Raw genomic sequence first — 18,324 nt, forward strand, 5'->3', positions numbered from 1 at the left:
GCAAAGGGGCGGGGCGGCGTCGTGTCGGTTTACACCGCGTTAGGCGACGTTGCCCACGTGTTCTTCGATCTCTTTGTTGATTTTTTCAGGAGAATCTCCGGGGAAGACAGGCTCTTCCTGAATGTAGGCCTTGCGCTTGTCTCCGCCCAAGTAGATGAGGGCGCACATGACGATGGCAGCCCCCAGGCCCCAGGCAGCCCCGCGGGTGGCCACGATGGCGCCGGTGACCCCTGCAATGCCCAGGTCGTTGTAGGACCGGGATTTCAGGACGCCGATGCGGACACTTACATAACCCTGGATCAGCATGGTGGAGGCCAGGCCGATGCCCAGGATGGGCTTCACCGCCGAGACAATGGGAGCCAGGAAGTAGCCGGTCCAGGTCCCGAAACGGAAGGAGGCTGCGCCGCCGCTGATGGAGTCCATGGCTTCCGGCCCGTGCTTGTATCGTTCGCACAGGACCACCTGCATGGCCGCCCACAGGGGTCCGCACATGGAGATGTCCGGACCGATGACGCTCATGATGGTGTTGCGCACGCCGAAGATGATGTGGGATCGGTTGGGGTTGTAGTCGATGTCCTCATCGGGGCGGTACTTCTGGGCGTCGTCGAGAAGGGCCTGGCTCTGAATCACGTCGCCGAAGATAACGAGGTAGGCGCTGACCACCATGGGGATACTGGAGATAAACATGTGGCCCGAGGGCATGGGGATGTTGCCGAGGATGGTGAAATCCCTGAAAAGGGTCGCAAAATCAGGGGAGGTGATGATCTCTCCGGTGAAGGTGGGCCAGGAGAGCTCACCGGTGAGGGGCCCCACAAACACGGCCAGGGCCAGGGTGGGCATCATGCCGAGGTTGGCAAGGTAGAAGAAGAATTTGTTTTTGGTTCGAAGGCTCTTGAAGTGCTCTGAAAACAGGAGGTAGAAGGCAAGGCCCACGCAGATGACCACGGTCCAGGGGAAGTTGTCGAAGCTTTTCAGGCCGTTGCCGGGCTTAAAGACGATCATGACGGCGGCAAAACCCGCCCCCAGCACGATGCCGGACTGCATGGCGTTGGGGATGATGGAGACAAACTTCTTGGCCAGCCCCGAGACCCCCAGGATTACACAGAAAATCCCGAACATCATCTCAAAGGCGATGAGACACTGCATGCGCTCCACCCCGGGGGCGTAAGTCTCCACATAGGCGATGAGAAGGGGGATGGCCGGGGTGACCCAGCCAGGCACCACCGGGTCGCCGAAGGTGACGTGGGCAAGGTAAAGGGTGCCGTTCATGATAACGATGGCCAGGGCCACCTCAAAGGACATGCCCAGTTTGCCGGTGAGGACGGGAATAATGGCCAGGCAGACGGTGCACATCAACAGGCCCTGAAGGTAATCCGGCCATTCGAAACGGTAGTGAATAAAGGGCAGCCTGAGCGTTAGGGGCCCCATGGGGATCCCGGACTGCTTGCCACCGTGTTCGCGGTATTTACTCATGCTTCATTCTCCTTCCAACATCTGACGTTCAGTGCTCCGGGCAACGGCAAGCAATGTGTTCCCTGCAATCCGTCCGGTCTGACAGTGTATGTGATGCACACAGACTGTCACCCGACGAGGAATCCACCTGCCGAAGACCGATCATGACCGGCTTTCGAAGGTGGTATTTCGCAAGGAGCATGCCAAGCCGCGGGAATGACTTACTCCGGTGGTAAAAAGGGTCGGCCCCTGCCCGGAGGACCCTCTGAGTGTCCAATGTTTACGGGGCTTACGGCCATCACGTCACAGGAGAGATGTTTGACGGGCGACAGGTGCGGACGAAGGGGAGACGCGGTACACCGGCGATGCACGGCGGCATCTCCGGTGGCGAGAATTTGGTGGGTAGAGTCAGGTAACATGCTAAAATACTTTTTGAAACGGTCTATAGTGATCGGGTGATGCCGTGGGGCATCGCAAAAATGCAGCCATGCATCGGTTCGGGTCAGGGGCGCAAGCCGTATCGGGACGCCTTGCGCACCACGGTGGATTGGTTGATTCCCAGGGCTTCGGCCGCTTTTCGGGTGGTGCCGTGGGTTTTCAGGGCCTCCGTGATGGCCCGGGCCTCCACCTCTTCGAGGAGCTCCTTCAGCGGTTTTCCCGTCAATGAGGGAAGCCCTCCGTTTCCGTCCGGGTTTCGGATGGAGTCCGGGATATCCGCTGCACCGATCAGCTCTCCCGGAGTGATCACCACCAGGCGCTCGATGACGTTCTCCAGCTCCCGGACGTTGCCGGGCCACGGGTGGGCCGTGAGGATGTCCACGGCTTCCCGGTCGATCTGCTTGGCAAACTCAAAGCGTTTGTTGTACTTGGCCAGGAAGTGCTGGATCATGGGCACAATGGCTTCGGCGCGTTCCCGTAAAGGGGGGATGTGGATGGGGACCACGTTGAGCCGGAAGAAGAGGTCCTTGCGGAAGGTTTTTTCCTGAACCATCTTTTCCAGGTCGCGGTTGGTGGCGGCGATGATGCGCACGTTGACCGTGATGGGGCGGGTGTCCCCGATGCGGGTGACCTCCTTTTCCTGAATGACGCGCAGGAGCTTGCTCTGCAAGGGCAGGGACATCTCCCCCACCTCGTCCATAAAGATGGAGCCGTTGTCGGCGGCCTCAAAAAGGCCTGCCTTGCCCTTTTTGGAGGCCCCGGTAAAGGAGCCGGGGGTGTAGCCGAAGAGTTCGGCTTCCAGGAGAGCTTCGGGGATGGAGGCGCAGTTGATTTTGATAAAGGGCTTTCCCTTGCGCTTGCCGTTTTCGTGGACCATTTCAGCCACCATCTCTTTGCCCACCCCGGATTCGCCCTGGATGAGCACCGTGGAGTCCACCTGGGCAATGCGCATGGCAAGGGCTTTAATCTCCAGCATCTTTTTGGAGCGGATCACATACTGGCCGTCTCCCTGCTCCTGGCGCAGGCTGTTGATCTCCACCTCGTAATGGGAGCGCAGGGTCTGCATGGAACAGAGTTCATGCTGGAGGCGGTTGAGCTGGGTGACGTCCCGGACGTTGGTCACCACCCGCGTGATCTGCCCTTCTTTGTCCAGCACCGGGGTACCGGTGACCATGATGGTCTTGCCGTTTTTGACCTCCTGGAACACCGACTCGGGCTGCCTGCTCTTCAGGACCTTTAAGGTGACAGACTCGCTGTAGTACCCTTTGCTGACGAGCTCTGTCATGGATTTGCCCATGATCTCGGAACGCTTGATGCCGGTGAGGCGCTCGTAGGCGCGGTTGAGCCGGGTTACCGTGCCGTTTCCGTCGGTGACGAAGATGCCGTCGAAGGAGGACTCGATGATGGCCTGGAGTTCTTCGTTGGTATCGCTGGAGTGCTTCAGCTCATTGCCCAGGGCTTCGATGCCCGTGATATCCTGAAGAAGGGCCATGGCCCCCACCACGTTGCCGTCGTTGATGATGGGGGTGCGGTTGGCAAGATAGAGCTTTCCGGCGATGCGGATTTTTTTGGCGGCCTCGGTCTTTCCGGTGTTCACAATGTGGGTGAGCCGGGTTTCCGGGATGATGGAGGCAATGGGCGTGCCGATAACCTCGTCCCGGGACCGTCCCACCACTTTGGTGAAGGTCTGGTTGCACAGCACGACACGGCTGCGGCTGTCCACTCCCACCACGGGGTTGTGGATGGAGTCCATGAGCACGATGATCTGTGCCGAGATATTCTGCATGAGGTTCTGGAAAAATGATGCGCCAGCATCGCCTCGGGCCACGGGGTTGGTCTGCTTGGTCATACAACCTCTCTCCACCTGCAACAAACCGGGCTCTCGTCCAAAACGGGGTGTCGGGGCCGCATCATCCTTGATGGGCTGGCCGTCATCGCACCAGATTCGAAAAAGATCCGGGCTTGATTCACCTGGATCATCTGTTCACGCGGCAGGACATCGTCGTCCTGTCGGCAAAATTGGAAATCCATGGGATGCCATGGGTGTGCCTGGAAAACAGTATGTGTTGTAACAGGCAAAAGATGACGGGATCAATCCTTTTCTGACAGCGGGAAAACAAGGAATGAGTTGCCTTGTTTCGGGTTCCATTTTCGGTTGCTTTCAGCTATCACTGGAATCCGGCCGATGGTCTGGTTGAGAAAAAATACGTGTCCTTCAGGCCTCCGGGGCCATGGACCCAAGATACTTTGCACAGGAAATAATCATGCCTCGAATCAAGCTTGCGCTGAAAGAAGAGTACCCGTTTACCTGCGATATCCAGGTGCGGGTGGGGGACCTGAACTACGGCGGTCATGTGGGAAATTCAGAAATGGTGGGGATTCTCCACGACGCCCGTGTGGCCCTGTTTCGGGCCATGGGTGTCCACGAAGGGGACCTGGGGGACGGCAAGACCGGCATTGTCATGGACGATCTGGTGGTGAACTTCAGGGCCGAGGCCTTTCTGGGGGACAACCTCACCGTGGGGTGCGCCTTCGGTGAGGTGGGGGAGGCGGGGTTTCGGATCCACTATCATGTGACATGCAGCGGCAAAACCGTTGCCGTTGCGGAGACAGGGCTCGTTGCCTTCAACTACGCGGCGCGTCGCATTGCGTTTCTGCCCGCGGCGTTCAAGGCGAAGGCCCTTGATTTTGGGCGTGGCAACTAACCCTGTCTCTGCGAGGTTATTGGTCTGCGTGGGCGCCTTGGCCCGACAGATCGGTTTGCGCGGTTTTGTTCCAGGGGGTAACCACAAAGAGGCGGCGATCCCCGGAGAACTCCTTTCGGCAGTGCCCCCGAAGCACGCCGATTCCCTTTTCAAAGGCTTTGAAATCAAGGTGAGAGATGGCTTTCAACGCACCGAGGCCGTCGGGGACCATGAGGGGCTCTGATGTGTTTTGAAGGGAGCGGGCGATCATGGCCGTCACCTCCAGGGAACCCTTTTCGGACCGGGTTTCCAGGAACCGGTTCCAGACCGGCAGGCCACTGGTGACAAGCCCGTTGACGAGCCGGGAAAAGTCCGCCTCGGACAGGGAGCCCGTGTGGCGTGCGTAACTTGCGTTGAGGGCAATCCCCACGGACAGGGCGTGCCCGTGGGGGAGTTTGTACCCCGAACGGGTCTCCAGCCAGTGGGCGACACGGCATCCCAGGCTCGATCCATCGTCTAAGGTGGGTTCGCTGGATGCACGGGCCCGGTCCAGGTGGAGGGTGGCGGTTTTATGGACCACTTTTTCCACGGTCTCCACGTCGTTTTGACGCAGTTTTCTCGCCTTCTTTACCAGAAAAGTGAAAAATTCCGTATCGGTGGACAGGGCCATCTTGAACGCCTCGGCCATGCCGCTGATGTGGTGCTCGAAGGGGAGGGTCCTGAGAAGGGAAAAATCGATGAACACGGCGTAGGGAGGGGCGGTGATACCTGAAAAATTTTTGATCCCTCGGGTGTTCATGTAGCGCATGGTCCCGATTCCGGCCGCACACTGAGAGAGGGTGGAGGTGGGGACGTTGATGGTTTTGATACCGCCCCTGCACTGGGCCAGGGCCGTACCGGCCGCGTCCAGAAACGCTCCGCCCCCCACCACGAACACCAGGCTTTCCTGGGTGAGGCCGTGGGCGTGGGCGATGGTGGCGGTCTCCTCCACCATACGCTGGCTGTTTTTGACGGACTCCCCGCCGCACATGATAAAAGGCGCGTGGCAGAGTTCAAAGAAGGGATGCTCTTTTTGAAAGTGGCGGATGATCTGCTTAACCAGATTCCGGTTGCGGGCCACCACACCCGAGTCCACGAGAATGGCGCATCGAAGGGGAGCATCGTGCCCCATCTTGGTCAGGGTCTGGCGAATGGTCTGGTTGGTGCCGGTAAACAGATTGTTCGTAAAGCAGACGGGATAGCTGTGGTGGGTGTGAAATTCCTGGGTATAGGTGGGAAAAACCTGAAAACGAGTGCGATTCATCAAAACCTCCCCTGAAAGGGTTGTCGTGACTGAGTGACGGGATCCAAAATCCGTGGTTGGAAATAACGATGAGAATCAGGAATAACAGTGCTGTCCAAGGTTCATCAACGGCGTGGGTAGCCGATATGACAGCAAAAAATTAACAAAACCATAGCATATTCATTTTATGATGACAATTTGAGAATGTCGCCCTTTCAAGGGGCATTGACAGCATGGAATCGCGACGGATTCTCTCCGGGCGATATCGCGCACGCCGGTTTCGCAACCCCTTGTCGTCACACGGTAATATGCGGAATATCCATTGACACCCCACATCGGTTTTTCCATAATATAAAGAAAAAGCCGCGGCTGTTTCGCCGGATGCCCTCCATCCCCTTCGTTTTTTCCTTCCTTCTTCCCAACGTTTTTTTCAGCCTTTTTTCTTTAACGCTTCGGTGATTTGATAAACCCTCTGCCCAACCCATCAGCGAGGACCCGCCATGCTGACCAAAGAGTATAAAGCCTTTTTACGCGCCATGAAGCAGGTGATCCCTTCGGAACGGATGACCACAGACCCCCTTTACACCCTGGCCTACGGCACAGATGCCAGTTTTTACCGCATGGTGCCGAAGATCGTCATCACCGTGGAGGAGGAACGGGAGGTGGTGTGGCTCCTTCGGGAAGCCGGGGCGCGAAACCTGCCGGTGACCTTTCGCGCGGCCGGAACCAGCCTTTCGGGCCAGGCCGTCACCGACTCCATCCTCGTCAGGCTGGGGCACACCTGGCAGGGGTGCGCGATTTTTGACAACGCAGACAAAATAAGGCTCCAGCCCGGGGTCATCGGAAGCTGGGCCAACAGCCGGCTGGGGCAGTTCGGCCGGAAGATCGGCCCGGACCCCGCCTCCATCGACACCGCCCAGATCGGGGGGATCGTCGCCAACAACGCCAGCGGCATGTGTTGCGGGGTCTCGGAGAACAGCTACAAAACCATCGCGGATATCCGGGCGGTGTTTTACGACGGCACGGTCCTCGATACCGAAGACGATGCCAGCCGAAGCCGTTTTGCAGACGAGCACCCGAACATGCTCAAAGGGATCTGTGACCTGCGTGATGCCGTCAAGGCCAACCCCGAGCTTGCCGACAGGATCCGCCGGAAGTTCAAGATCAAGAACACCACAGGCTACAGCCTCAACGCCCTCGTTGATTTTGACGACCCCTTTGACATCATCAAGCACCTGCTGGTGGGGTCGGAAGGGACCCTGGGGTTCATCTCGTCGGTGACCTACCACACCGTGGTGGAGCATCCCCACAAGGCCTCGGCCCTTCTTTTGTTTCCCGACATCGAGACCGCCTGCAACGCCACCATGATCTTGAAAAAACAGCCCGTGGCCGCCGTGGAACTCATGGACCGCGCTGCCCTGAAATCCGTGGAAGACAAGGAGGGCATGCCGCCTGTCATCAAGGGGCTGGCCGACGGCGTCACCGCCCTGCTGGTGGAGACCCGGGCCGAAACCCGGGAAGCCCTTGCCGCCCAGGTGGAAACCGTCACGGCTTCCCTGGCCGGTCTTACCCAGGTGGTTCCCACGGTGTTTACCCCGGACCCGGAGGAGTTCACGCGTCTCTGGGCCATTCGTAAAGGGCTCTTCCCGGCTGTGGGGGCGGTGCGGGAAACCGGCACCACGGTGATCATCGAAGACGTGGCCTTCCCCATGGACTCCCTGGCCTCGGCCACCCTGGAACTTCAGGCCCTCTTTAAAAAATACCGCTACGACGAAGCCATCATCTTCGGCCACGCCCTGGAAGGGAACCTTCACTTCGTGTTCACCCAGGCCTTTGAAGAACAGGACGAAATCAACCGCTACCGGGATTTCATGGACGAGGTGGCCGGCATGGTGGTGACCACCTACGATGGCTCCCTCAAGGCCGAGCACGGTACCGGCCGCAACATGGCCCCTTACGTGGAGATGGAGTGGGGCAGGGAAGCATACGCCCTCATGAAGGAGATCAAGGCCCTGTTCGATCCCCGGGGGATCCTCAACCCCGGGGTGATCTTAAACGACGACCCCCAGGCCCATATCACCCACCTCAAGCCCATGCCCGCTGCCGACGAGATCGTGGACAAGTGCATCGAGTGCGGGTTCTGTGAGCCTGTCTGCCCCTCCAGAAACCTGACCTTTACCCCCAGGCATCGCATCACCGCCTGGAGGGAGGCAAAGCGCCTTGAAAACGGTTCCGGTGCCCGGAAGTGGAAGAGGGGATACCAGTACCCTGGCCTTGAGACCTGTGCGGCAGATGGCCTGTGCGCCCAGCGGTGCCCGGTGGGGATCAACACCGGTACCTTCACCAAAAAACAGCGGGCCGAGGCCACCGGGAAAATGGGCAACCGCACCGCCTCTTTTCTGGCCGACCACTACAACGGAACCACCCGCACGGTGCGGGCAGGGCTCAAAGGGGCGCACATGGTGCATAAGCTTGCCGGGGACGGCATCATGGAAGCCGTGGCCATGCATGCCCGGCGCCTCTCCCTCAAGACGCTTCCCATGTGGAACCGTGCCCTTCCCGACGCAGCAGGGAAAATGAGAAAGCTCAAAGGAAAATCATCGAATCCCCTGAAGGTTGTCTACTTTCCTTCATGCATCAGTCGAAGCTTTGGCGCCTCGCTTCAGATGGAAGATAAGCGTCCCCTGGGGGACGTGACCCTCTCCGTCCTTGAAAAGGCGGGCTACGACGTGATCATCCCCGAGGGACTCAACACTCTCTGCTGCGGCCTTCCTTTTGCCAGCAAGGGGTATACCCGCCAGGCCGATAAAAAGGCCGCTGAGCTTGAAAAGGCCCTGATGGCGGCGAGCCGGGACGGTGAATACCCCATCCTTGCAGACACCAGCCCCTGCCTTTACCACATGAAAGAGACCCTTTCCGAATCCCTTGCCCTGTATGAGCCCGTGGGGTTCATCCTGGAGTTCCTGAAAAAGCGCCTCATCTTCAACCAAAGCGACGACAAGATCGCCGTCCACGCCACCTGCACCACCCTCAAGCTGGGCCTGGAGGGAAAGCTCAAAGAGCTGGCCGAGCTTTGTGCAGCCCGGGTGGTGGTGCCGGAAGACATCAACTGCTGCGGTTTTGCAGGAGACCGGGGATTCAACGTGCCCGAGCTGAACGAAGCGGCCCTGGACGGCCTGAAGGATCAGGTGGCAGGATGCCGGGAAGGATTTTCCACCAGCCGTACCTGCGAGATCGGCCTCTCCCTCCACGGCGGCATCACCTATTCGTCCATTCTCTACCTGGTGGACCGGTGCACGGAGCGTATCGTGAGGACCGGGGAGATGTAGGGGAAACAGGATAGAGGGAAATAAGGTCATAAGGTATGGGGGCAGGGGCGGCGGGGGTGCATGTTTGGGCAGCCCGTGATATGGGTCTCCTGTGTTGCGGGCTGTTTTGCGTCTGAGAATTCCATGGAAAGGTCTGAGCAGTATGGAGAATGTAAGAACGTACGGGAAGGCACCCTTTGGGGTGGCTGTTGTGCACGGCGGGCCGGGCGGGGCAGGGGAGATGGCACCGGTGGCCCGGGAGCTCTCACACCAATGGGGGGTGCTGGAGCCCCTTCAGACGGCCTTGAGCCTTGAAGGCCAGGTGGCAGAGCTTCGCTCGGCGCTTCTGGAGCATGCCACGTGCCCTGTGGCCCTCATCGGATTTTCCTGGGGGGCGTGGCTGAGTGTGATCCTGGCCGCTCGCTTCCCGGAGCTTGTGAACCAACTGATCCTGGTGGGTAGCGGCCCTTTTCTCGAAGCCGATGCCGCAGGCATTGATGCCGAGCGCATGGGGCGCCTGACGCCTGAAGAGCGGGCCGAGGTCAAGGGGTTGCTGCCGGACCTGAAGCATCCGTCTGCGCGTGTCCGCAACGAGGTGTTTCTCCGGTTCGGCAGGATCTTTTCAAAGGCCGATGCCTTTGACCCCATGGAAGGTGATAAGGCGGACATCTTTTGCTCCGCCGACATCTTCAACGCGGTGTGGCCCGAGGCTGCTCAGTGCCGCCGAAACGGCTCCCTGCTGACCGCGGCCTCTTCCCTGACCTGCCCGGTGACCGCCATCCACGGCGACTACGACCCCCACCCGGCCGACGGGGTGCGTGTCCCCCTTGAAAAGGCCCTTGATGAGTTTCAGTTTTTTCTCTTGCCGCAGTGCGGCCACGTGCCCTGGAAGGAGACACAGGCCAGGGCTCCCTTCTATGACCTCCTGAAAAAAAGCCTCCGGCGGCCTTGCCGGAAGTAACGCTTCTAAAGCGTTTTACATACAGACCTTAATTAACAGGTTCCGCCTGGGCATGCGTCTCGGAGGCTCTGCCTCCATGTGCTACCCGCGGTTTGATTTTGCATATGGGCAAGGCGGAGCCTTGCTTTGAACACTCCCAGGCAGAGCCTGGGAGCGAAACACATAAAGCAAGTCCTGCGGAGCGGACGCTGCAGGGGGATGAGGTCGGTTGCCCTTTGCGCACCTCCGAAGAATTGTGAAGGTCATGAAAACCCATGCAGCAACAAATGCCATTGCGCTTTGCCCTGAGGAGCGAAGGGCAAAGCGCAATGGCAACCTGCTTTCGAGGTGGCTCACCTCGCCGCCGGAGGCACGCTTTTGTCTGCTTGTGTCTGGTGTTAGTTCAGTTTGAACTTCTTCATCAGAATGGCATCGCGTCGCTGCGTGGGGACCCATTTCTTGAGGAAGGGCATGAGGGTGCTGTGGGTGCCCAGGCGGATGACCGGGGGGATGGGCTCCCGAAGGAGGATGGCTGTGAGCTTTTCGGCGAATCGGTCCAGGGGCATGGCGCTCTCCTGGGAGATGCGGGTGCGCCGGACGATGGCGTCCATGGAGGCGGCGTAGTGGTTGAGATTTTTCGTGGTCTCTTTGAGCTGGGCCTCGGCGTTGGCGGAGAAGCGGGAGGCGATGCCCCCGGGTTGCACAATCACCACCTTGATGCCAAAGGGGGCGAGCTCCAGGCGCAGGGCGTCACTCGCGGCGTGGAACGCCGCCTTGCTGGCGGCATAGGCACCGGAGAACGGAGTGGGCAGGATCCCTGAGACGCTTCCGATATTGATGATGTGTCCTGCGCCGCGCTGGATCATGGCGGGGACAACCGCCTGGATGAGGGCTATCTGGCCGAAGAGATTGGCTTCGAACTGCCGCCTGACCTCGTCCACGGGCATTTCGGCCAGCGGACCCATGGCTCCGTACCCGGCGTTGTTGATGAGCATGTCCATGTGGCCTTCCCGGCCCAGGACATGTTCCACGGCTTCGCTGACGGATGACTGGGCTGTGAGGTCCAGGGCCACGGGCTGTGCCCCGAGGGAGACAAGGGGCGTCAGGGCGTCGCGTTTGCGGGCAGTGGCGTAAACGGTCCATCCGGCCTTGAGAAAATTCTGGGCCAGGGCCTCTCCGATACCGGATGAGCATCCGGTGATGAGTACAATCCGTTTCATGTCAGTGGGCCTCCCGGAAGGGAAAAAAGAAGATGGGTGAGTGTTTTTCTTCAAATGGTAACAAAGTTTACATATGGAGACAATCATCTTGACACGGACGGGGTCTCTTAGCTAAAGCTTACGTTAACGTTATTATGGAGATCCCGCGGCAGTCCCATAAAGCGGCCGGAGCACTTGCACCATGTTGTTTATTCCGAGTTTTCAACCAGAGGAGAGGCATGATGGCACACCAACTTGCAGATCGACGTGACGTTGAATTTGTTCTTCATGAGCAGCTGAACCTGAGTGACCTGAGCAACCATGAAACCTACGGAGAGTTCAATAAGAAAACCATCGACCTGGTGATCTCCGAGGCGCGGAACCTGGCTTTGAAAGAGGTGCTTCCCACCAACGCCCCCGGGGACCAGACCGGTTGCAGCCTGGATAAGGGGCAGGTGCAGATCCCCGAGGAGTTCAAGCGGATCTGGGATCTGTATCGGGACGGGGAGTGGATCGCCACAAGCGAAGACCCGTCCTGGGGCGGCCAGGGCATGCCCCACGCCCTCTCCATGGCATGCACGGAGTACCTCTCCGGGGCCAACATGGCCATGTACATGTACGTGGCACTGACCCACGGCGCCGCCAACCTTGTGGAGGCCTTCGGCACCCAGAGCCAGAAAGAGAAGTACCTGCGCAAGATGTATTCCGGCCAGTGGACCGGCACCATGCTCCTCACCGAACCCGGCGCCGGTTCCGACGTGGGCGCCCTGACCACCACGGCCACCCCCAATGCCGACGGCACTTACAGCATCAAGGGCAACAAGATCTTTATCTCCGGGGGCGATCACGACATGGCCGAAAACATCGTGCACCCTGTGCTGGCCCGCATCGACGGGGCTCCTGCCGGTACCAAGGGCATCAGCCTGTTCACCGTGCCCAAGTACCGGGTTGCCGAAGACGGCTCCGTGGGGGAACTCAACGACGTGGTCTGCACGGGCATCGAGCACAAAATGGGTATCCACGGCAACTGCACCTGCTCCCTTGCCCTGGGAGAGAAGGGCGGTTGCGTGGGCGAGCTCCTGGGTGAGCCCAACAAGGGCATGCGCGCCATGTTCCAGATGATGAACGAAGCCCGTCTCTTTGTGGGCATCCAGGGACTCAGCGTGGCCGGGGCTTCGTACGCCAACGCATTGACCTACGCCAAGGAGCGTGTCCAGGGGCCCAACCTCATGTCCATGATGGAGAAGAACCCGCCTGCCGTGCCCATCATCCAGCATCCGGACATCCGTCGCCAGCTCATCACCATGAAGGCCAACGTGGAGGCCATGCGAAGCCTCCTCTTTTACATCGGGTACTGCTCGGACCTCAAAAAAGTGAGTGATTCCGAGGAAGAGAAGGAACGCCTCCAGGGAATCATCGACGTGCTCATCCCCATCGGCAAGGGGTACGTCACGGACCGCTCCTACGATGTCTGCTCCCACGGCATGCAGGTCTACGGGGGCTACGGGTTCATTGAAGAGTACCCCCAGGCCCAGCTGCTCCGGGACTGCCGCATCACCATGATCTACGAGGGCACCAACGGGATTCAGGCCATGGACCTTCTGGGCCGCAAACTCGGCATGAAAAAGGGCAAGGCTGTCATGGACCTCATGGGCGAGATGCAGAAAACCATTGCCGAAGCGCGCGGGGTGGAGACCCTTTCTCCCCTTGCCGACGAGCTTGAAAAAGCCGTGGGCAAACTCGGCGAGGTGGCCATGTACATGGGCAAGACCGCCATGAGCACCGAGGTGATGAACGCCTTTGCCAGCGCACATCCCTTCATGACCGTCACAGGGGACGTGGTCTTTGCCTGGATGCATCTCTGGCGGGCCGTTACCGCAACTGCGGCCCTTGAAAAGGCCAAAAAGAAAGACAAGGATTTCTACGGAGGCATCCTGTCCTCGGCCGCCCACTACATCCAGACGGAGCTTCCCGTGGCCCAGGGGCGCATGCGTGCCATCCTCAAGGGATCGGATGCCGCCATGACCATCCCGGAGTCCTCATTTTTCGGGTAAGATGCCTGGCACACAAGCCCTCCGTGATTGACATCGCGGGGCGTCAGGTATAGATATCGTTCCAAGGTTCCGGTGTATTGGGGCTCTGGCAGATAGATCCCACGATTTATCTGCCAGGGCCTTTGTTCTGTTTGCTGATTGTGGATGTGGAGGCGGAGATGTTTTTTCTGGGGGCGTATCTGGAGCGGGAGCAGGGGACTGCCGAGGTGGTTGTGGTGGAAAAGGGATTTTACAGCGGCACCAAGCGGTACCGCATCGCCCATGCCGAAATCCTTCAGGAAAAAGACCACGACACCTTGACCCGGACCCTCCTTGACATGCGCCTGGATGATCGCTGGACAGCGGTGAAGAAGGTGTTCAGCCAGAGCGGTCGTCCCCCCAAGACCAAAAAAGAGCCTCCGTTGATCCTTCTCTCCTCCTGGGACGACGAGGTGCGCATGGCAGAGGCCATGCGAAGGCGATGCGCGTCCGTGGAGGTGCTTTTAAGCACCGAGCCCGATGAGACCGCCCGGCAACGCCTCAAATCCGATGCCTTTCACAACTGCCATGTGGTGACCGCCTCCATGATGGCGGAGGCCCTGGGCAAGGCCGTGAAAAAAGGGAGCTTTAACATGGACCAGCTCGGGGCGTACCCGGTGGTCTCCCTTGCCCCTGCCGAGGGCCAGATGGCAGATGAAAGGTCTGCCTGGCTTTGCGCCCTGGGCGGGTGTCTCTGGCACGGTGAATCCATCCGGCGCGTCAAGCGCTACTGATCACATTCCCTCCTTGATTGCCGTTCAGGCTTGTGAGCATGCGGGCAGCCCCTGGTTCGGTTACGGGGGCCCGGCGGTGGCCTCATGCCTTCTCCCTCTCTTCTTTTCCCTTTATTCCGCGTGTCAGCCATGGCTTGTGCTGTTATCTGCAAACGGTTGATTTGTTCCTTTATGCCTCCCTCGCAATTCTATTGAAAGATATCATCAGTATAATTGATGATGCCTTTTTAATTTCTTCACCAAATCGGGATGAAATACAAAATGCGTTTACGGTCTTCTCTTTGTAATGCACTCGAATCATGTTGTTTTTATGGAATAACGCGCATTCTTCCTCAGCCCTTTTAAAAAAATTAATTGACAAGGATCACACACGGGGCGTAGGGTTTCATTGCTCATACGCAGTGAGCATGGAGTATTGATGAGTAATACATTGAGAGACACATAACGGGGCGATTTTTACGTTGCGGGCCCACGCCCGCAGGAATCCACATTTTGAGAAATTCGCCTTCTCAGCAGGGATCACAGGAGAACGCATTTCCCGGCAGCGCTGCCGGGGGATCTGTTTGTTTGGACCGATGCCGCAGTCGAGATGACTGGGCCCGATATATCCATTGTTTTCTGTTAACCTGAGCCATGAGAAGGAACCGTTATGCGAAAACGAGTCGAGGCAACCCTGGCTGTTCTTTTGATCCTGTCCTGTGTGGGGTTGCGGCTGGCGTATACCGAACACCGGATGCCGCCGGAAGAAGGCGTTGATCTCATTACCATTGATTCCATTGCCCCGTTGGACACCCTTCAACGTCCCCCCGTTCGATTCCCCCATGGGATTCATGTGGCGGCCACAAGCGAGTCTGCCGGCTGCCTGGCATGCCATGACCCGGCCCCCGGAGCCGGTCATGGGATCTCTTTTTCCATGAAAAACCGCCATGAACTCTCCGGTGAGGCGCTTCAGGACCTCTACCACGACCAGTGTATCGGATGTCATGCTCACCGTGAAACAGCAGGGCTGCCCACCGGGCCCCAGGTTTGCAGCGGTTGCCATGTAAAACCCATCCCCGACCCTTCCCCCGTGTCGCACGCCATAGCCTTTGACCCCCGTCTCCACATGCGCCATACCGACGATGCAGCCCTTGACTGCCAGGTATGCCATGACGCCCTGCCGTCCGGTGAGAGCCGTGGGGAGGCACACGACCTGTGCGTCACCTGCCATCTGAACGCCGCGTCCGTCTCCACTGCCGACGCACCTTTAGAGTGCACCGGGTGCCACGCCCTTTCCGCCTCTCAAGGGGAGGGACATGGAGCCGTTCATGGCGGCGAGGTCGATTTCGATCACGATCTCCATGAGGAAGCCGATATCTCCTGCGAGGTCTGTCACCACAAGGAGCCTGAAACCGGTTGCGCCGAGTGCCATCCCAGGCGCGGTGAGCCCGGGGGCGACAGCGTCTCCCTCCAGGCGGCCATGCACTCCCGAACCTCTGATCGCAGCTGCATTGGATGCCATGACATCATGGGTGCCGGCGTGGTGGACGACTGCACCGGGTGCCATGCTCCCTTCGGCACCGAGACCGAGTAGGCAACTGTCTTTGCGCCTGTTTTCTTATCGGATCCTAATTTTGGAGGACATATCATGTACCAGTTTATTACCGGGCCCCTTCTCTGGCTCGCCTTCAGCGTTTTTTTTGTCGGGTGCGTTGTGCATGTGGTTTTGTACGTCAAGAACCTGGACCAGGATCTGGACCGGGTCTCCTATGGTTCACACGTGGGCTGGGGCATCCGTGGTGCCCTGCGTTCCCTAGTTTTCTGGATGCTTCCCTTCGGCACACGAAGCTGGCGGGTGAAACCCGTTTATACGGTTATCTTTTACCTTTTTCACCTTGGGGCGGTGATCGCACCCCTGTTTCTCTCCGCCCATGTGGTGATCCTGAAGCTGCGCTGGGGCATTGCCTTGCCGACCCTGCCCGATGTGGTGGCGGACTGGATGACCGTGGGGGTGATCCTTGCGGCCCTGGCCATGGTGATTCGCCGTCTGGCGTTGCCTGAAGTGCGAGTTCTCACCACAAGTCGGGAGATCGGAACCCTTGTCATCGCCGTGGCTCCCTTTGTCACCGGGTTCATTGCCTATCACCAGATCGGGGACAGCACCTTCTGGACCCTGGCCCATATTCTTTCAGGGGAGATGCTGCTGGTGGCTGTTCCCTTTACCAAGCTCTCCCATGTGGTGCTTTTTTTCTGCTCCCGGATTCAGCTGGGCATGGATTTCGGCATTAAGCGAGGGGGGATGAAATCCGCGGGCATGCCTGTGTGACCCCCTGGTAGAAACGGAGACAACAACGTCCCTTAAGGGGCTTACGATGTGTACGGACCATGATCATAAGAAGGAAAAGATGATGCCGGAAGGAACATTTTGCAACAGAAAACCCATCGATACCAAAGACGAACTCCAGGCGTTCATGCAGGACAAGGGGGGCGCCAGATATTATGAAGAGATGACGTCCCTTGAGGTGGATGTCCCCGCCCTGAAGGCAGAACTCAAGCGGACCCTCAAATCCAGATTGAAAACCTGGCTCAATACCTGCCAGGGGTGCGGCCTCTGTGCCGACTCCTGTTTTTTCTATCTTGCCAACGACAAGGATCCCAAGCAGGTTCCGTCCTACAAGATCCGGTCCACCCTGGGCGAGCTGGTGCAGCGGAAAGGGGAGGTGGACACCGACTTTATGATGCACTGCATGGATGTGGCCTGGGGCCAGTGCACCTGCTGCAACCGATGCGCCCTCTACTGCCCCATGGGCATCGACATGGGGGTGATGTTCAGCTACCTGCGGGGTTTGCTCTACTCCCAGGGGTTTGTGCCCTGGGAGATGAAGATCGGTTCGGGCATGCACCGGGTCTACCGCGCGCAGATGGACATCACCACCGAAGACTGGGTGGATACCTGTGAGTGGATGGAGGAAGAGACCGAGGAGGAGTGGCCGGGCCTGAAAATACCCGTGGATCAGGAGAACACGGACATCATCTACACGGTCAACGCCCGGGAACCCAAGCATTATCCCGAAGACCTTGCCGACGCCGCCACCTTGTTCCATCTGGCCGGGGAGAGCTGGACAGTCCCTTCCGAAGGGTGGGAGGAGACCAGCCTGGCCATGTTCGCAGGGGACTGGGAGGCTGCAAAAATGCAGGTTCAGTCCGTCTACTCGGCCATTGATCGCCTCAAGCCCAAGCGCATGGTGGTCACCGAGTGCGGGCACGCCTACCGGGCCACGGTCATTGAAGGGCCTTACTGGGCAGGGATCAAGGACGGGAAGCCGCCGGTGGAGACCCTGCACTATGTGGAGTGGGTGGCAGAGGCCCTGCAGACCGGCAAGCTCAAGATTGACCCGGCCAGGCGCATCAAGGAGCCCGTGACCTATCACGACTCCTGCAACTACATCCGCAACGCGGGCCTGGCAAAGGCCGCACGGTATATCATGGGGCAGATCGCAGAGGATTTCAGGGAGATGACGCCCACCCGCGAACACAACTTCTGTTGCGGCGGGGGAGGGGGGCTGAACGGCATCGGGCGCTACCGCCAGGAGCGCAATACCGGCATGAAGGTGAAGCGGGACCAGATCCTGGCCACCGGGGCCAAACTGGTGATCACCCCGTGCCATAACTGCTGGGACGCCATCCGGGACCTTGAAGAGGTCTACAAGATCGGGATCCGCTGGTCGTTTCTCAAGCCCCTGCTCATCAAGATGGTGGAGGTCCCCGAGTACCTGACCCACGTGGAAGAGTAGGCCGCGGGGGAGCTCCTTTTCAGGGGGATTTTTTTGACAGCATCAGGGCGTTCGTTGCCCCGGGCCCGGCAGGCGGGATCTTCGCCTGCCGGGCTTTTTGCTCAGGAAGGTCTGTGGCGCGTTGAAAAGGGTGTTTAAAAAGTCTAACTGAGGAATGTATTCAATTGAATTTAACATACCATCGCAATCTATACTGCTATGGTATAGTAAATGAAATTCGGAAAAATTTCTTAACTTAACACTTTGTATTTTAACGATAAAAAATGCAGTGCTCAGGAGCATGCTCTCCGTTTTTTGTTAAAAAATATTTGACAATGAACCGCCACATGGTAAAGTGCTTTTGCTCATACGCAGTGGGCTTGGAGTTTTTTATCTAGTAATACGTGTAACATAATTGCAGGCGTTATAACGTCTGTTGTGGGGATAGTTATTCCCACGCCCT

Annotated in this window: 12 protein-coding genes; 8 read left to right on the plus strand and 4 right to left on the minus strand. The window is 58.7% G+C overall.

Annotation, left to right across the window (positions count from 1 at the left end):
* Positions 1–39: 39 nt before the first annotated feature.
* Positions 40–1,473, minus strand: a complete 1,434-nt coding sequence (locus MSL71_RS22140) for a hypothetical protein (protein WP_180145087.1) — start codon at positions 1,471–1,473, stop codon at positions 40–42.
* A 481-nt stretch (positions 1,474–1,954) separates the two neighbouring features.
* Positions 1,955–3,739, minus strand: a complete 1,785-nt coding sequence (locus MSL71_RS22145; protein WP_218951112.1) for a sigma 54-interacting transcriptional regulator — start codon at positions 3,737–3,739, stop codon at positions 1,955–1,957.
* Between the two features lie 415 nt (positions 3,740–4,154).
* Between MSL71_RS22145 and MSL71_RS22150 the strand changes: the two genes are divergently transcribed.
* Complete coding sequence (locus tag MSL71_RS22150) at positions 4,155–4,595, plus strand: acyl-CoA thioesterase (protein ID WP_180145090.1); 441 nt, start codon at positions 4,155–4,157, stop codon at positions 4,593–4,595.
* A gap of 16 nt (positions 4,596–4,611) precedes the next feature.
* Here the strand turns inward: MSL71_RS22150 and MSL71_RS22155 are convergent, their stop codons facing one another.
* Complete coding sequence (locus tag MSL71_RS22155; protein WP_180145094.1) at positions 4,612–5,877, minus strand: 3-dehydroquinate synthase family protein; 1,266 nt, start codon at positions 5,875–5,877, stop codon at positions 4,612–4,614.
* A 479-nt stretch (positions 5,878–6,356) separates the two neighbouring features.
* Here MSL71_RS22155 and MSL71_RS22160 point away from each other — a divergent pair, with 479 nt between their 5' ends.
* Together MSL71_RS22160 and MSL71_RS22165 are read left to right on the plus strand one after the other, a co-directional pair.
* Positions 6,357–9,185, plus strand: a complete 2,829-nt coding sequence (locus MSL71_RS22160) for an FAD-binding and (Fe-S)-binding domain-containing protein (protein WP_180145097.1) — start codon at positions 6,357–6,359, stop codon at positions 9,183–9,185.
* Between the two features lie 142 nt (positions 9,186–9,327).
* Positions 9,328–10,125: an alpha/beta fold hydrolase gene (locus MSL71_RS22165; RefSeq protein ID WP_180145099.1), complete on the plus strand. Its 798-nt coding sequence runs from the start codon at positions 9,328–9,330 to the stop codon at positions 10,123–10,125.
* Positions 10,126–10,502: 377 nt separating this feature from the next.
* Here MSL71_RS22165 and MSL71_RS22170 read toward each other — a convergent pair whose 3' ends face one another.
* A complete protein-coding gene (locus MSL71_RS22170; RefSeq protein ID WP_180145102.1) occupies positions 10,503–11,324 on the minus strand; it encodes an SDR family NAD(P)-dependent oxidoreductase in 822 nt (273 codons plus the stop codon).
* Between the two features lie 221 nt (positions 11,325–11,545).
* On the opposite strand from MSL71_RS22170, the gene MSL71_RS22175 reads away from it, so the two are divergent.
* The 5 genes from MSL71_RS22175 to hmcF all read left to right on the plus strand — a co-directional run bounded on the left by MSL71_RS22175 (position 11,546) and on the right by hmcF (position 17,882).
* The gene (locus MSL71_RS22175) at positions 11,546–13,357 is read left to right on the plus strand and encodes an acyl-CoA dehydrogenase (protein ID WP_180145505.1); all 1,812 of its coding nucleotides are present in this window, start codon (positions 11,546–11,548) and stop codon (positions 13,355–13,357) included.
* 158 nt (positions 13,358–13,515) lie between these two features.
* Positions 13,516–14,109, plus strand: a complete 594-nt coding sequence (locus MSL71_RS22180; RefSeq protein ID WP_180145105.1) for a hypothetical protein — start codon at positions 13,516–13,518, stop codon at positions 14,107–14,109.
* 649 nt (positions 14,110–14,758) lie between these two features.
* Positions 14,759–15,682, plus strand: coding sequence for a cytochrome c3 family protein (locus MSL71_RS22185; RefSeq protein ID WP_180145108.1), 924 nt, complete (start codon positions 14,759–14,761; stop codon positions 15,680–15,682).
* A 54-nt stretch (positions 15,683–15,736) separates the two neighbouring features.
* Positions 15,737–16,414: a sulfate respiration complex protein HmcE gene (gene hmcE / locus MSL71_RS22190; protein ID WP_180145110.1), complete on the plus strand. Its 678-nt coding sequence runs from the start codon at positions 15,737–15,739 to the stop codon at positions 16,412–16,414.
* Positions 16,415–16,493: 79 nt separating this feature from the next.
* The gene (gene hmcF, locus MSL71_RS22195) at positions 16,494–17,882 is read left to right on the plus strand and encodes a sulfate respiration complex iron-sulfur protein HmcF (RefSeq protein WP_246317878.1); all 1,389 of its coding nucleotides are present in this window, start codon (positions 16,494–16,496) and stop codon (positions 17,880–17,882) included.
* The last annotated feature ends 442 nt before the right edge of the window (positions 17,883–18,324 follow it).

This window comes from Desulfoluna butyratoxydans (genome assembly GCF_900699765.1).
GTDB lineage: Bacteria > Desulfobacterota > Desulfobacteria > Desulfobacterales > Desulfolunaceae > Desulfoluna > Desulfoluna butyratoxydans.

Coding starts and splice junctions, on each gene's coding strand:
- MSL71_RS22140 (WP_180145087.1), bottom strand. CDS start 1,473: ATGAGTAAATACCGCGAACACGGTGGCAAGCAGTCCGGGATCCCCATG.
- MSL71_RS22145 (WP_218951112.1), bottom strand. CDS start 3,739: ATGACCAAGCAGACCAACCCCGTGGCCCGAGGCGATGCTGGCGCATCA.
- MSL71_RS22150 (WP_180145090.1), top strand. CDS start 4,155: ATGCCTCGAATCAAGCTTGCGCTGAAAGAAGAGTACCCGTTTACCTGC.
- MSL71_RS22155 (WP_180145094.1), bottom strand. CDS start 5,877: ATGAATCGCACTCGTTTTCAGGTTTTTCCCACCTATACCCAGGAATTT.
- MSL71_RS22160 (WP_180145097.1), top strand. CDS start 6,357: ATGCTGACCAAAGAGTATAAAGCCTTTTTACGCGCCATGAAGCAGGTG.
- MSL71_RS22165 (WP_180145099.1), top strand. CDS start 9,328: ATGGAGAATGTAAGAACGTACGGGAAGGCACCCTTTGGGGTGGCTGTT.
- MSL71_RS22170 (WP_180145102.1), bottom strand. CDS start 11,324: ATGAAACGGATTGTACTCATCACCGGATGCTCATCCGGTATCGGAGAG.
- MSL71_RS22175 (WP_180145505.1), top strand. CDS start 11,546: ATGGCACACCAACTTGCAGATCGACGTGACGTTGAATTTGTTCTTCAT.
- MSL71_RS22180 (WP_180145105.1), top strand. CDS start 13,516: ATGTTTTTTCTGGGGGCGTATCTGGAGCGGGAGCAGGGGACTGCCGAG.
- MSL71_RS22185 (WP_180145108.1), top strand. CDS start 14,759: ATGCGAAAACGAGTCGAGGCAACCCTGGCTGTTCTTTTGATCCTGTCC.
- hmcE (WP_180145110.1), top strand. CDS start 15,737: ATGTACCAGTTTATTACCGGGCCCCTTCTCTGGCTCGCCTTCAGCGTT.
- hmcF (WP_246317878.1), top strand. CDS start 16,494: ATGATGCCGGAAGGAACATTTTGCAACAGAAAACCCATCGATACCAAA.